At 63.3% G+C, this 14629-nt stretch carries 16 protein-coding genes and 1 tRNA gene; all 17 read right to left on the bottom strand.

Going from position 1 to position 14629, the window contains the following annotated elements:
- Positions 1-7: 7 nt before the first annotated feature.
- Positions 8-2011: an NADH-quinone oxidoreductase subunit L gene (gene nuoL, locus TBD_RS05805; RefSeq protein WP_041432987.1), complete on the bottom strand. Its 2004-nt coding sequence runs from the start codon at positions 2009-2011 to the stop codon at positions 8-10.
- Between the two features lie 5 nt (positions 2012-2016).
- Complete coding sequence (gene nuoK, locus TBD_RS05800) at positions 2017-2322, bottom strand: NADH-quinone oxidoreductase subunit NuoK (protein WP_011311664.1); 306 nt, start codon at positions 2320-2322, stop codon at positions 2017-2019.
- Positions 2319-2954, bottom strand: a complete 636-nt coding sequence (locus TBD_RS05795) for an NADH-quinone oxidoreductase subunit J (RefSeq protein WP_011311663.1) — start codon at positions 2952-2954, stop codon at positions 2319-2321. Before TBD_RS05795 ends, nuoK begins: the two co-directional genes overlap by 4 nt.
- A gap of 159 nt (positions 2955-3113) precedes the next feature.
- Entirely contained in the window at positions 3114-3602 is a 489-nt protein-coding gene (gene nuoI / locus TBD_RS05790; protein ID WP_011311662.1) for an NADH-quinone oxidoreductase subunit NuoI, read from the bottom strand.
- 7 nt (positions 3603-3609) lie between these two features.
- Positions 3610-4641 (bottom strand): NADH-quinone oxidoreductase subunit NuoH, encoded by a 1032-nt coding sequence (nuoH, locus tag TBD_RS05785; protein ID WP_011311661.1) that lies wholly within the window; start codon positions 4639-4641, stop codon positions 3610-3612.
- Positions 4641-6995, bottom strand: a complete 2355-nt coding sequence (gene nuoG, locus TBD_RS05780; RefSeq protein WP_011311660.1) for an NADH-quinone oxidoreductase subunit NuoG — start codon at positions 6993-6995, stop codon at positions 4641-4643. Before nuoG ends, nuoH begins: the two co-directional genes overlap by 1 nt.
- Before the next feature lie 13 nt (positions 6996-7008).
- Positions 7009-8289, bottom strand: coding sequence for an NADH-quinone oxidoreductase subunit NuoF (gene nuoF, locus TBD_RS05775; RefSeq protein ID WP_011311659.1), 1281 nt, complete (start codon positions 8287-8289; stop codon positions 7009-7011).
- Positions 8286-8789 carry an NADH-quinone oxidoreductase subunit NuoE gene (gene nuoE / locus TBD_RS05770; RefSeq protein WP_041432415.1) on the bottom strand — a complete coding sequence of 168 codons (504 nt, stop codon included), beginning with the start codon at positions 8787-8789 and terminating at the stop codon, positions 8286-8288. The genes nuoF and nuoE overlap by 4 nt, the downstream gene beginning before the upstream one ends.
- The gene (locus tag TBD_RS05765; RefSeq protein WP_011311657.1) at positions 8789-10042 is read right to left on the bottom strand and encodes an NADH-quinone oxidoreductase subunit D; all 1254 of its coding nucleotides are present in this window, start codon (positions 10040-10042) and stop codon (positions 8789-8791) included. The genes nuoE and TBD_RS05765 overlap by 1 nt, the downstream gene beginning before the upstream one ends.
- A 42-nt stretch (positions 10043-10084) precedes the next feature.
- On the bottom strand, positions 10085-10687 hold the full coding sequence (locus TBD_RS05760) for an NADH-quinone oxidoreductase subunit C (protein ID WP_011311656.1): 603 nt from the start codon (positions 10685-10687) through the stop codon (positions 10085-10087).
- A gap of 1 nt (position 10688) precedes the next feature.
- Positions 10689-11165 (bottom strand): NuoB/complex I 20 kDa subunit family protein, encoded by a 477-nt coding sequence (locus TBD_RS05755; protein ID WP_011311655.1) that lies wholly within the window; start codon positions 11163-11165, stop codon positions 10689-10691.
- A gap of 31 nt (positions 11166-11196) precedes the next feature.
- Positions 11197-11553: an NADH-quinone oxidoreductase subunit A gene (locus tag TBD_RS05750; RefSeq protein WP_011311654.1), complete on the bottom strand. Its 357-nt coding sequence runs from the start codon at positions 11551-11553 to the stop codon at positions 11197-11199.
- 153 nt (positions 11554-11706) lie between these two features.
- A tRNA-Leu gene (locus TBD_RS05745) sits at positions 11707-11791 on the bottom strand.
- A 33-nt stretch (positions 11792-11824) separates the two neighbouring features.
- The gene (gene secG / locus TBD_RS05740) at positions 11825-12169 is read right to left on the bottom strand and encodes a preprotein translocase subunit SecG (RefSeq protein WP_011311653.1); all 345 of its coding nucleotides are present in this window, start codon (positions 12167-12169) and stop codon (positions 11825-11827) included.
- Between the two features lie 10 nt (positions 12170-12179).
- The gene (gene tpiA, locus TBD_RS05735) at positions 12180-12926 is read right to left on the bottom strand and encodes a triose-phosphate isomerase (protein WP_011311652.1); all 747 of its coding nucleotides are present in this window, start codon (positions 12924-12926) and stop codon (positions 12180-12182) included.
- Positions 12927-12977: 51 nt separating this feature from the next.
- Complete coding sequence (gene pstB, locus TBD_RS05730) at positions 12978-13760, bottom strand: phosphate ABC transporter ATP-binding protein PstB (RefSeq protein ID WP_011311651.1); 783 nt, start codon at positions 13758-13760, stop codon at positions 12978-12980.
- Between the two features lie 21 nt (positions 13761-13781).
- A complete protein-coding gene (gene pstA, locus TBD_RS05725; protein ID WP_011311650.1) occupies positions 13782-14627 on the bottom strand; it encodes a phosphate ABC transporter permease PstA in 846 nt (281 codons plus the stop codon).
- Positions 14628-14629 lie beyond the last annotated feature (2 nt).

Raw genomic sequence — 14629 nt, 5'->3', positions numbered from 1 at the left:
GTTGTTGTTAGTTAAGCCGCGCGAACCAGGTCACCAGGGCGACGACCCCGATCAGCATGGCGAAGGCGTAATGGTAGATGTAGCCGGACTGGACAAGCTTGGTCAGACGGGAGACACGCTCGACCACGTGCGCCGAGCCGTTGACGAGGACGCCGTCGATGAAGGCCTGGTCGCCGCGTCGCCACAGCGAGCCGCCGAGGACGCGCGCGCCCTTGGCAAACGCCCAGCTGTAGAGCTCGTCGAACCAGTATTTGTTGAGCAGCATGCGGTGAATCGGCGCGAAGCGCTGCGCGAGCGCCGCCGGGATGTCGGGACGCCGCAGGTAGAACACGGCCGCGAGCGCGACGCCGGCTGCCGCCAGCCAGAACGGCAGTGTCGCCAGCGCATGGAGGCCCATTTCGGCCGCCCCATGGAAATGCTGGTTGAGCTCGACCATCACGGGGTGGCGGTCGGAGACGTAGATCGCCCGGTCGAAGAAATCGCCGAACAGCATCGGCTCGATTGTCATGTAGCCGATCGCCAGCGACGGCAGCGCGAGCGCCAGCAGTGGCCCGGTCACGACCCACGGGGTTTCGTGCGGCGTGCCGCCGTGGCCATGCCCGTGATCGTCGTGCGCGTCGGGCTCGTTGCCGTGCGCGTGACCCTGGCGGAAACGCTCCTTGCCGTGGAATACGAGGAAGTACATGCGGAACGAATAGAAGGCCGTGACGAACACGCCGATCAGCACCGCCCAGTAGGCAATCTGTGCGGTCGGCAGGTGCGAGAGTCTGACCGCTTCGATGATGCTTTCCTTGGAATAGAAGCCCGACAGGAAGGGTGTGCCGATCAGCGCGAGCGACCCGATCAGCGAGGTGATCCAGGTGATCGGCATGTATTTCTTCAGTCCGCCCATGTAGCGGATGTCCTGGTTGTGGTGCAGCGCGATGATGACGCTGCCTGCGGCGAGGAACAGCAAGGCCTTGAAGAAGGCGTGCGTCATGAGGTGGAACACCGCGACCGAATACGCGGACGCGCCGAGCGCGACGGTCATGTAGCCCAGTTGCGAGAGCGTCGAATACGCGACGACCCGCTTGATGTCATTCTGCACGATGCCGAGCAGGCCCATGAACAGCGCGGTGACGGCACCGATGATCATGATGAACGACAGCGCGACGTCGGACAGTTCGTACAACGGCGACATGCGCGCGACCATGAAGATGCCGGCGGTGACCATCGTCGCGGCGTGGATCAGCGCCGAAATCGGCGTCGGGCCTTCCATCGAATCGGGCAGCCAGACGTGCAGCGGAAACTGGGCCGATTTCCCCATCGCACCGATGAACAGCAGGATGCCGATGACGGTCATCAGCATCCACGGACTGTCCGGCCACAGCGTGATCGTCTCGTCGGCGAGCGCGGGCGCCTTGGCAAAGACCGTGGCGTAATCGAGGGAGCCGAAATACGCGAGGACCAGGCCGATGCCGAGGATGAAACCGAAGTCACCCACGCGGTTGACGAGGAACGCCTTGAGGTTGGCGTAGATCGCGGTTTCCTTCGTGTACCAGAAGCCGATGAGGAGATAGGAAACGAGGCCCACCGCCTCCCAGCCGAAGAACAGCTGCAGGAAGTTGTTGCTCATGACGAGCATGAGCATCGAGAAGGTGAAGAGCGAGATGTAGCTGAAGAAACGCTGGTAGCCCGGGTCGTCGTGCATGTAGCCGATGGTGTAGACGTGCACCATGAGCGAGACGAAGGTCACCACCAGCATCATCATCGCCGACAGCGAATCGATCAGGAAGCCGACTTCGAAACGTAGCTCGCCGACCGTCATCCACGTGTAGACCGTGCCGTTGTAGACGTTGCCCGCGAGCACGTCCTGGAACACGAGTACCGAGGCGATGAACGACACGGCCACCCCGGCGATCGCCGCGGTGTGCGCACCGACGCGGCCGACGAGCCTGCCGAACAGCCCGGCGATGATCGCACCGACCAGCGGCGCGAGCGCCACGACCAGATAAAGCGTCTGCATGTCCATCCGCATCAGCCTTTCAATTGGTCGAGGTCGTCGACGTTGATCGTGCGCAGGTTGCGGAACAACAGCACCAGGATCGCTAGACCGATCGCGGATTCGGCCGCCGCCACGGTCAGGATGAAAAAGACGAATACCTGGCCGTGGACGTCACCGAGGTAGTGCGAAAACGCGATGAAATTCATGTTCACCGCAAGCAGCATGAGTTCGATCGCCATCAGGAGAACGATGACGTTCTTGCGGTTGAGAAAAATACCCAGCACGGCGATGGCGAACAGGACGCCTCCGAGCACCAGAAAATGCGATAAGGAAATCACGCGTCCCCTCCCCCTGCCGGCGCGCCGGCCGTGGCTTTTTTCTCGGCCGGCATCTTGATGATGCGCAACCGGTCGTTACGCTTGACCTTCACCTGCTGCGCCGGATCGATGTACTTCGTGTCCTTGCGCCGGCGCAGCGTGAGCGCAATGGCCGCGACGATGGCAACCAGCAGGATCACTGCGGCGAGTTCGAAGGCGTAGACGTAGTCGGTATAGATAAGGCGCCCGAGTTCCTTGGTATTGCTGTAGTCGGCAGGCTGCGCCGGCGGCACGCCGATCACATCGAGGCCGAAGTGGCGTCCGCCGAGAATGAGCGCCATCTCGATCACCAGCAGTATGGCCACGACGCCGGCGAGCGGCAGGTAGTTCCAGAACCCCTCGCGCAACTGGTCGAGGTTGATGTCGAGCATCATGACCACGAACAGGAACAGCACCATGACCGCGCCGACGTAGACCAACACCAGCGTGATCGCGAGGAATTCGGCTTCGAGCAGCAGCCACAGCCCCGCGGCGGTGAAAAAGGCAAGAACGAGGAATAGCGCCGCGTGCACCGGGTTGCGCGCCGTGATCACGCGCAATCCGGCGAACACGAGGATGGCAGCGAAGAAGTAGAAGATCGCGGTCGTATACATAGGGGTTACGGCTTGGAATCAGGGGCCAGGGGCATGAAGCCAGCTTCCGCGCCCGTGCTCGAAGTTATCCGTTTGCCTGCCTCCCGTTTCGTTTGTTTTCAATCAAGTGGCGCGCAGCGCGCCACCCCTAAATCGCGTATCCAGCGCCTGGATACTGCTCTACCGATACTTAGCGTCCTGGGCTCGGTCCTGCGCGATCTGCGCCTCGTACTTGTCGCCGATCGCGAGCAGCATCGGCTTGGTGTAGATGAGGTCGCCGCGCTGCTCGCCGTGGTATTCGAGAATGCGCGTCTCGACGATGGAGTCGACCGGGCAGGACTCTTCGCAGAACCCGCAGAAGATGCATTTCGTCAGATCGATGTCGTAGCGCGTCGTGCGGCGCGTGCCGTCGGCGCGCTGCTCGGAGTCGATCGTGATCGCGAGCGCCGGGCACACGGCCTCGCAGAGCTTGCACGCGATGCAGCGCTCTTCGCCGTTGGGATAGCGTCGCAGCGCGTGGAGGCCGCGGAAACGCGGCGACTGTGGCGTTTTTTCCTCGGGAAACTGCACCGTGACCTTGCGCGCGAACAGATGGCGCCCGGTCAGCATCATGCCGCGCAGAAGCTCGACGAGGAACAGGCTGCCGAAGAAATGGGTGATCCGTCTCATCGGGCGCTCAATGGAAAAGGTGACCGTAGGGCGTCTGCATCATGCCGCCGACGAAGACGATCCAGACAATGGTGATCGGGATGAAGACCTTCCAGCCGAGACGCATGATCTGGTCGTAGCGATAACGCGGGAAGGTCGCGCGGAACCACAGGAAGAGGAACAACACGAAGCCGGTCTTCAGCAACCACCAGACGATGCCGTCCGGCAGGAAGGCGACCGGCGACAGCCAGCCGCCGAGGAACATGAGCGTCGTCAGCGCGGCGACCAGGATCATGTTGGCGTATTCCGCAAGGAAGAACACGGCGAAAGCCATGCCCGAGTATTCGACGTGGAAGCCGGCGACGATTTCGGACTCGCCCTCCGCGACGTCGAACGGCGCGCGGTTGGTCTCGGCGACGCCGGCGACGAGATAGACGACGAAAAGCGGGAACAATGGCCACAGATACCACTGCTGGATGCCGCCGGCCTGGCCCTGCACGATCGCGCTCAGATTGAGCGACTGCGAGGCCATCAATACGCCGACGAGCGCGAAGCCCATCGCGATCTCGTAGGACACGATCTGCGCCGCCGAGCGCATCGCGCCGAGGAATGCGTACTTCGAGTTGGATGCCCAGCCCGCGATGATCACGCCATAGACGCCCATCGACGTGATCGCCATCACGTAGAGCAGTCCCGCGTTGATGTCGGCGAGAACGAGCCCGTCGCTGAACGGGATGACCGCCCAAGCCGCGAGCGCCGGCGCGATAGCGAGGATCGGGCCGAGGATGAAAAGCGCGCGGCTGGCGCCGGAAGGAATGATGATTTCCTTCATCAGCAGCTTCACGGCGTCGGCGATCGGCTGCAGAAGACCCTGGAAACCGACGCGGTTGGGGCCAATCCGGACCTGCATCCAGCCGATGATCTTGCGCTCGGCATAGGTCAGATACGCGACGCCGAGCATCAGCGGCACGACCAGCGCCATGATCTTGACCAGCGTCCATGCGACGGTCTGGAACGCCTCCCAATCCATTCCCGCGGCCTCCACGATACCCGCCTCCATCAGACCGGCTCCGCGGTGATCGGCCCAAACATCGGGCCGAGCCCGGCCGTCAACGGATGGCCGCTCGGAATACGCACGCAGTTGTCAGGCAGCAGGTCGTCGCGCTGCACCTTCAGTGTCAGCGCCGACGCGGTCTGGCGCACCGAGACCCGCCCGTCTTCCTCGAGTCCGAGGCGGGCGATGAGCCGGCTGTGCATGCGCGCGACCGGCAGTGCGCCGTCCTGCGTGCGTTGCAGGGACGGCGCGCGGCGCACGACGGCGTCGGTCTGGTAGATCGGCACTTCGGCGACGCGTTCGAGATGCTCGCCCGCGGGAGCGGGCTGCATGTCCACGTCACTGACAGCGTTATTGAGGAAGGCCTGGACCGAGCCGATGGGTGTCTCACCCAAGGCATCGCGCAGGACCTCCTTCGAATCGGCGTGCTCAAAACCCGCGAGCCCCAGCAGGTTGCCCAGCACGCGCAACACCTTCCACGCCGGCCGCGTCTCGGCGAGCGGCTTCACGACTGCGGCGAAGCTCTGCACGCGGCCCTCGGTGTTGATGAAGGTGCCCGAGGTCTCGGTCCACGGTGCGATCGGCAGCAACACGTCCGCGTAGTCGAGCGATTTGCCCTTGTACGGCGACATCACGACGACGAAGTCGGCGGCGTCGATGCTCGCCATGGCGGCCACGGGGTCGTAGGTGTCGAGTTCGGCCTCGACGCCGAGGAGCAGATACGCGCGCAAGGGCTTCGCGAGCATTTCCTGGGCATTGAGTCCGGCGACTGCCGGCTGGCCGAGCGGGCCGCGCCCCGGGATCGCGCCGACGGCGACGGCCCCGACGCTGTTGGCCGCCTCGCCGAGGACGCCGAAACTCGCCCCCGCAAGCGCCGCGACTTCCTGCGCGAGCGCGTGAATCTGCGAGTAAGCCGGATGATGCTGCGCCATGTTGCCGAGGAAGACCGCGCGGGTCTCGCCGCCGGCGAGGCTCGCGGCCATCTTGCGCGCCACCTCGTCGACGACTCCGTGCGCCGCGATCTTCGGCACCGCCTGATTTTTCAGTTCGGCCAGCGCGACGCACACGCCGGCGAGCGCGCCGGCGAGCTGCGACGGTGCGACGATGCGTTTGGCGTGGACCTTGCCGAGGAATTCGTCGTCCGCAGCATTGATCAGGTTAAGTTCGCCGTACCACCGCACCGCCTCGCGTATGCGGTGGGCCATCAGCGGATGATCCTTGCGCAGGTTGGAGCCGACGACGAGCATGCGGTTGAGGCGCGACATGTAGGTCACGGGCATGCCGAGCCAGAAGCCGCCCTGCGCCTTGGCGTCGAGCGCGAAATCCGACTGCCGCAGACGGTGGTCGACGTTGCCGCTGCCCATGCCGCGCATGAGCTTCTGCAGCAGAAACAGTTCTTCCGCCGGCCGGTGCGGCGTCGACAGCGCACCGATCTGCTCGGGCGGAATGGCCTTCAGCCTGTCGGCGACGTATTGCAGCGCGGTCCGCCAGTCGGTCTCGATCCACTGGCCGTCCTGCTTGATCATCGGCCAGGTCAGGCGCTCGGCCGTGTTGAGTCCCTCGTACGAAAAGCGGTCGCGGTCGGCGAGCCAGCATTCGTTGACGTCCTCGTTCTCGCGCGGCACCACGCGCATGACCTTGTTGTTCTTGACGTGCACCTCGAGATTCGAGCCGAGGCTGTCGTGCGGGCTTATCGACGGGCGGCGCGACAACTCCCAGGGCCGGGCGGTGTAGCGGAACGGCTTGCTGGTCAACGCGCCCACCGGGCAGAGGTCGATGACGTTGCCCGACAATTCCGACGCGACCTGGCCTTCGAGGAAGGGCATAACTTCCGTGTGCTCGCCGCGCCCAGGCATGCCGAGTTCCATCATCCCGGCGATTTCCTGGCCGAAACGCACGCAGCGGCTGCAGTGGATGCAGCGCGTCATGTCGGTCGCGATGAGCGGCCCGAGATTCTTCTCGCGCACGACGCGTTTGATCTCCTGGTAGCGCGAGGACGAACCGCCGTAGCCGACCGCCAGATCCTGCAGCGTGCATTCGCCGCCCTGGTCGCAAATCGGGCAGTCGAGCGGGTGATTGATCAACAGGAATTCCATCACGCCTTTTTGTGCGTTGATCGCATATTCCGAGCGGGTGTGGACCTTCATGCCCTCGGTGACGGGCGTGGCGCAGGCCGGCAGCGGCTTCGGCGCCTTCTCGACCTGAACCAGGCACATGCGACAGTTCGCGGCGATCGAGAGCTTCTTGTGATAGCAGAAATGCGGAATCGTGATACCCGCCTGGTTCGCGGCGTCCATGATGGTGTCGCCGCTTTCGACCTGCAGCGCGCGCCCATCGATTTCGATATTCAGGGTAGCCATCGTTGTCGTACCGTCAGACCATGCAGCGCTTGTGTTCGATGTGATGCTCGAACTCGTGGCCGAAATGTTTGAGGAAGCTTTGCACCGGCATGGCCGCCGCGTCACCGAGGGCGCAGATCGTGTGTCCGCCGATCTGGCCTGCGACACTGTTGAGGAGATCCATGTCTTCGGGGCGTCCCTGCCCGTTCTCGATGCGATGGATCACGCGATACATCCATCCGGTCCCCTCGCGGCAGGGCGTGCACTGGCCGCACGACTCCTCGTAATAGAAGTACGAGAGCCGCTCGAGCGCGCGCACCATGCATACGGTTTCGTCCATCACGATGACGGCCCCGGAGCCGAGCATCGAGCCGGCCTTGGCGATGGAATCGAAATCCATCGTCGTCTCCATCATGATGTGCCCCGGCAACACCGGCGCCGAAGATCCGCCGGGGATGACGGCCTTCAGGCTGCGGCCGTCGCGCACGCCGCCGGCCATTTCCAGCAATTCGGTGAACGGCGTGCCGAGCGGCACCTCGTAATTGCCCGGCCGGTTGACATGGCCGGATACCGAAAACAGCTTGGCGCCGCCGTTGTTCGGCTTGCCGAGCTCGAGGAAGGCCTGGCCGCCGTGCTGCACGATCCAGGGGACGCTCGCCAGCGTTTCGGTATTGTTGATCGTGGTCGGCTTGCCGTAGAGACCGAAGCTTGCGGGAAACGGCGGCTTGAAGCGCGGCTGCCCCTTCTTGCCTTCGATCGACTCGAGCAGGGCCGTTTCTTCGCCGCAGATGTACGCACCGTAGCCGTGGTGGGCGTGCAGGTCGAAGCAGAAATCGGTTCCGAACAGGTTGGCGCCGAGGTAGCCCGCTTGCCGTGCTTCCTCGAGCGCGCGTTCGAAGATCTGGTAGACCTCGAAAATCTCTCCGTGGATATAGTTGTAACCCACGCGCGCGCCGAGCACGTACCCGGCGATCGCCATGCCTTCGATCAGCTGGTGCGGGTTGTAGCGCAGGATATCGCGGTCCTTGAAGGTGCCCGGCTCGCCTTCGTCGCTATTGCAGACGATGTACTTGTCGCCCGGAAACGCACGCGGCATGAAGCTCCACTTGAGGCCGGTCGGAAACCCCGCCCCGCCCCGCCCGCGCAACGCGCTGGTCTTGATCTCGGCGATGATGTCGTCACCCGGGACCGCTTCGGTGACGACGCGGCGCAGAGCCTGGTACCCGCCGTTGGCGACGTAGGTGGCGAGCGATGCCGGATCGTCGAGCGTCTGCGTCCAGCTGCAGACCTGCGGCGTGGGCGTGAGCAGACTCATTTCAGCTTGTCCAGCAACTCGTCGACCTTCTCTGGCGTAAGGTGCGTGTGCATCGTGTGATTGTTGTGCAGGCACATCGGCGCATCGCCGCATGCCCCCATGCACTCGCCTTCCTTCAGCGTGTAGCGCCCGTCCTCGGTCGTCTCGCCGAAGCCGATGCCGAGTTTTTCCTTGAGGTGCGCGGCGATCTCGCCCGCCCCCCTCAAGGCACAGGGAAGATTCGTGCACACCGTGATCTTGTGGCGACCGACGGGCTGGGTGTCGTACATGTTGTAGAAGGTCGCCACTTCGTAGGCCGCGATCGGCGGCATCTGCAGGTAGTCGGCGACATAGTCGATCAGTTCCGGCTTGAGCCAGCCCTTCTCGACCTGCGCGATCCTGAGCGCGGCCATGACCGCGGACTGCTTCTGGTCCGCCGGGTATTTGGCGACTTCGGCGTCGATCAAAGCCAGCGCCTCGGCGCTGAGCTCGACCTTGTCTTTCACATCCTGATCGGCCATCAACGATCGATCTCCCCGAAAACGATATCCTGCGTCCCGATGATCGCGACGACGTCGGCAATCATGTGCCCGCGGCTCATCTCGTCGAGCGCCTCGAGATGGGCGAAGCCGGGCGCGCGAATCTTCATGCGGTAAGGCTTGTTCGCACCGTCGGAGACGAGATAGATGCCGAACTCGCCCTTGGGGTGTTCGACCGCGGCGTAGGCTTCCCCGGCGGGCACGTGCATGCCCTCGGTGAAGAGCTTGAAATGGTGGATCAGCTCTTCCATGTTCTGCTTCATGTCGACCCGCGGCGGCGGCGAGACCTTGTGGTTGTCGACCATAATCGGGCCGGGGTTCTTGCGCAGCCAGTCGACGCATTGCCTGATGATGCGGTTGGACTGGCGCATCTCCTCGATGCGCACCAGGTAGCGGTCGTAGCAGTCGCCGTTGGTCCCGACCGGGATGTCGAAATCCATGCGCTCGTACACTTCGTAGGGCTGCTTCTTGCGCAGATCCCACTCGACGCCGGAACCGCGCAGCATGGGCCCGGTAAAACCCAGGGCCAGCGCCCGTTCCGGGGCGACGACGCCGATGCCGACGGTGCGCTGCTTCCAGATGCGGTTGTCGGTCAGCAGGGTTTCGTACTCGTCAACGTAAGCCGGGAAGCGGGTCGTGAAATCCTCAATGAAATCGAGCAGCGAACCCTGTCGGTTCGCGTTCATCGACTTCATCGTCGACTCGTTGCGCGTGTGCTGCGCCTGATACTGCGGCATGCGGTCGGGCAGGTCGCGGTAGACGCCGCCAGGCCGGTAGTACGCCGCGTGCATGCGCGCCCCGGACACCGCCTCGTAGCAGTCCATGAGGTCTTCGCGCTCGCGGAAGGCGTAGAGGAACACGGTCATCGCGCCGACGTCGAGCGCATGCGCGCCGAGCCACAGCAGGTGGTTGAGGACGCGGGTGATCTCGTCGAACATCACGCGGATGTATTGCGCGCGCTCGGGCACCTCGATGCCGAGCAGCTTCTCGATCGCCATGACGTAGGCGTGCTCGTTGACCATCATCGACACGTAGTCGAGACGGTCCATGTACGGGAGCGCCTGAAGGAAGGTCTTGTGTTCCGCCAGCTTTTCGGTCGCACGGTGCAGGAGCCCGATGTGCGGGTCGGCACGCTGGATGACTTCGCCGTCCAGTTCCAGCACGAGGCGCAGAACACCGTGCGCGGCCGGATGCTGCGGACCGAAGTTCATCGTGTAGTTTCTGATTTCTGCCATGGCGTCAGACCCCCTTCGGGCCCGTGATGCGATCGAGCGACATCATGCCCGCCCGTCGCCGTAGCTTTCGTCGCGCACGACGCGCGGCACGTTGTCGCGCGGCTCGATCGACACCGGCTGGTAGATCACGCGCTGCTGGGTCGGGTCGTAACGCATCTCGACGTTGCCCGAAAGCGGGAAGTCCTTGCGGAAAGGATGACCGATGAAGCCGTAGTCGGTGAGGATGCGACGCAAGTCCGGGTGACCCTCGAAAACGATGCCGTAGAGATCGAAAGCCTCGCGCTCGAACCAACTCGCGGCGGGCCAGATATCCACGACGGACGCGACCGCGGGCAAATCGTCGTCGGGGCAAAACACGCGCACACGCACGCGGGCGTTCTTCGACACCGAAAGCAGGTGCGCGACGACGGCAAAGCGCGGACCCTCCCAGGCGCCCTCGCCATACCCGGAATAGTCGACACCGCACAGGTCGATCAACTGCTCGAAGCGGCAGTCCGGGTGGTCGCGCAAGGCCAGCATCGCCGGCGCGTAGGCCTGGGGCTTGACCACGAGCGTCAGTTCGCCGAGGCGCTCGATCGTCTGAACGAGCGCGTCACCGAGGGCATTTTTCAGGCAGGCGGACAAGGACTCCAGCGTGATCGACATGTCAGCGGGCGATGGTGTTGGTGCGGCGGATCTTCTTCTGCAACTGGATGATCCCGAATATGAGCGCCTCGGCCGTCGGCGGGCACCCGGGCACGTAAATGTCGACCGGCACGATGCGGTCGCACCCGCGCACGACCGAATACGAATAGTGATAATAGCCACCGCCGTTCGCGCACGAGCCCATCGAGATCACCCAGCGCGGCTCCGCCATCTGGTCGTAGACCTTGCGCAGGGCCGGAGCCATCTTGTTGCAGAGCGTGCCGGCGACGATCATCACATCGGACTGCCGCGGGCTCGGACGAAAGACGATGCCGAAACGATCGAGGTCGTAGCGCGAGGCGCCGGCCTGCATCATCTCGACCGCGCAGCAGGCAAGACCGAAGGTCATCGGCCACATCGACCCCGTGCGCATGTAGTTGATGAGCTGGTCCGCCTTGGTGGTGACGAAGCCCTGCTCGAGGACGCCCTCGATGCTCATGCGCCACGCCTCGCCCTGGGGCTCACAGGCCTTACTCCCACTCCAGCGCTCCCTTCATCCATTCGTAGATGAAACCGACGACGAGGATGCCGAGAAACACCATCATCGCAAGGAACCCGGCCATTCCGATCTCCTCAAGCACAATCGCCCAGGGAAACAGAAAAGCGATCTCGAGATCGAACAGAATGAACAGAATGGCGACGAGGTAGTAGCGCACGTCGAACTTCATCCGCGCATCCTCGAAGGCCTCGAAGCCACACTCGTAGGGAGAAAGCTTCTCGCTGTCCGGCCGATGCGGGGCAAGGAGCCCGCCGGCCACGATCGGACCGATACCAAACGCGAGGCCGACCAAAATGAACAGCAGAATAGGGAGGTAATTTTCCAGCAAGAGCCCCTCCGCGCGCCTAGACAGGCTGTTGAATCATCTGGGGAGTGTATTAGGCGCGAGCGCCGAGTGTCAAGCCGAAAAAATCGCGATTTCTCGCATTAAATCAATGATTTATCCAATAGTCTGAACTAATGAATGAATCAGGAAATTTGATGGTGCCGACGGCGAGACTCGAACTCGCACGACCAAGGTCACTACCCCCTCAAGATAGCGTGTCTACCAATTCCACCACGTCGGCCAATGGGCTTGCGCCCGATGGGTGCTGCAAAGCTTACTGCGGAATATCCTCCGCTTTCGAGCCGGTGTCCTGGCTCGGCGCCGGCGCTGCAGGCTGCGCCGACTGGGCCGGAACCTGCGTGCGATCGAGCACGCTGGCCGGCTTGTGCTGCTGAAGGCCGAAATACGCGAGGCCGAGGCTGGTCAAAAAGAACAGCGTCGCGACGATCGCCGTGCTCCGGCTCAAAAAGTTGGCCGAACCGCTGGCACCGAACAGGCTGCCGGATGAACCACTTCCGAAGGCTGCGCCCATATCGGCGCCTTTGCCGTGCTGCAACAGAACCAGTGCAATGACGGCGATGGCGACGATTACGTGAAGGACCCAGACCAGCGTTTCCATGTGCTAACTCTTATTTGGCAGCCGCCCGACAGATTGCCACGAACTCATCGGCAAGCAGCGAGGCGCCGCCGATCAGCCCGCCGTCGATATCCGGCTGAGCCATCAATTCTGCCGCATTTGCGGCCTTTACGCTACCCCCATACTGAATGATCAGGCCGGCTGCGACCGCAGCATCGAGGTCGGCGAGCTTGCCGCGAATGAACGCGTGCACGGCCTGCGCCTGTTCGGGGCTCGCGGTCTTGCCCGTTCCGATCGCCCAGACGGGCTCGTACGCGACGACCGCCCGGGCCAACGATGCGATGCCGGCGGCGGCGACCACGGCGTCGAGCTGGCGCGCGACGACCTGCTCGGTGACGCCCGACTCACGCTCGGCGAGCGATTCGCCGACGCAGAGGATCGGCGTGAGCCCGGCGGCCTGCGCAGCCATGTATTTCGCGGCCACGAGCGCGTCCGACTCGCCATAGAGGCTGCGCCGCTCGGAATGGCCGACGATGACGTACTTGCAGCCGAAATCGAGCAGCATTGACGCCGACACTTCACCGGTAAATGCACCCTTGCCATGCTCGGAAACGTTTTGTGCGCCCCACGCAAGCGACGAGCCTGCCAGCGCGGTCTGCACCTGTGCCAGATAGGGAAACGGCACGCAGACCGCAGCCTCGATCCCCTGCAGAGCGGGTTTGAGCGCGGCGAGCAGCGCCGCGTTCTCGGCGAGGCTGCCGTGCATTTTCCAGTTACCGGCTACGAGCTTCTTGCGCATGGATGTCTGCCGAACAAAAGTGCGCGATGGTAAGCGCTACGCGTGACGCGGTCAACCGAAACGACCGGTGATGTAGTCTTCGGTCTGCTTCTTGCCGGGCCGCATGAAAATCGTCCCGGTCTCGTTGAATTCGATCAGCTCTCCGAGGTACATGAACGCCGTGTAGTCCGAAATTCGCGCCGCCTGCTGCATGTTGTGGGTGACGATCGCGATCGTGTAGTCGCTCTTCAACTCGTTGATGAGTTCCTCGATCTTGGCCGTCGATATCGGATCCAGCGCGGAAGTCGGCTCGTCGAGCAGAACGATTTCGGGTTTGACGGCGACGGCGCGCGCGATGCACAGACGCTGCTGCTGCCCGCCCGACAACGACAGGCCGCTCTGATTGAGCTTGTCCTTGACCTCGCCCCAGAGCGCGGCTTTCTTGAGCGCCCACTCCACGCGATCGTCCATCGCGCTCCCCGACATGCGCTGATAAAGGCGCACGCCGAACGCGATGTTTTCATAGATCGTCATCGGGAACGGCGTCGGTTTCTGAAACACCATACCGATCTTGGCGCGCACGAGGTTAACGTCCTGGCTTTTTTCGAGCAGGTTCTTGCCGTGAAAGAGGATTTCCCCCTCGGCGCGCTGTCCCGGATACAGGTCGTACATGCGGTTGAACGTACGCAACAGCGTGGACTTGCCGCAACCGGACGGACCGATAAAGGCCGTCACCTTCTTCTGCGCGATGTCGAGATTGACGTTCTTGAGGCCTTTGAAATCGCCGTAGAAGAAATCCAGATTGCGGATTTGCAGCGCGGGATTCTGACCGGTCGGCATGACTTGATCGGACATCGAAAGAAAGCTCCGGAGTAGTTAACGTTTGTCTTTGTTGCGGAAGACCACACGCACGCCGATGTTGACCGCGAGGACGACGAAGGCGATCAGCAAGGCGCCGCCCCAGGCAAGGTTGATCCAGTTGTCGTACGGACTGAGCGCGAACTGGTAGATCACCACGGGCAGGTTGCCCATGGGCTCGGCCATCTTGGTGCTGAAGAACTGGTTGTTCAGCGCCGTGAAGAGGAGCGGCGCCGTTTCGCCGGTGATCCGCGCCATCGCCAGCAGCACGCCGGTCGCCACACCCGACTTCACCGCGCGCAGGGTTACCTTGAGGGATACCTGCCAGCGCGGCGCACCGACTGCGAACGCCGCCTCACGCAGACTCGTCGGCACCAGTTTCAGCATGTTCTCGGTCGTGCGCACCACGACGGGAATCGCGATCAGCGCCAAGGCCAGCGACCCTGCCCAGCCTGAGAAGCCACCCGTCGTCGCGACGAACAGGGCGTAGACGAAGAGGCCGATGACGATGGACGGCGCCGACAGCATGATGTCGGTCATGAAGCGGGTGAACGAGGCGAACTTCGAAACCCGGCCGAATTCGGCGAGATAGATCCCGGCCAGAATGCCGATGGGCGTCGAGATCAGCATCGAGAACAGCAGGATCAAACCGCTGCCGACGATGGCATTGCGCAGGCCGCCGCCTTCCGAGCCAGGCGCCGGCGTGTCCTGCGCGAACAGATCCAGGCTCAGCGCCGCGAATCCCTTCGAAAACAGCGTCCACAATATCCACAGCAGCGCGATCAGCCCGAGGCTCATCGCCACCATCGACAGCGTGATGCCGATGCGGTTTTTCCAAACCCGGCGTCCGTACAAACTCATCATGC

This window comes from Thiobacillus denitrificans ATCC 25259 (assembly GCF_000012745.1).
In the GTDB taxonomy this organism is placed as follows: domain Bacteria; phylum Pseudomonadota; class Gammaproteobacteria; order Burkholderiales; family Thiobacillaceae; genus Thiobacillus; species Thiobacillus denitrificans_B.
The sequence above is the reverse complement of the archived record's forward strand: the minus strand, read 5'-3'. Positions and strand labels throughout refer to the sequence as shown.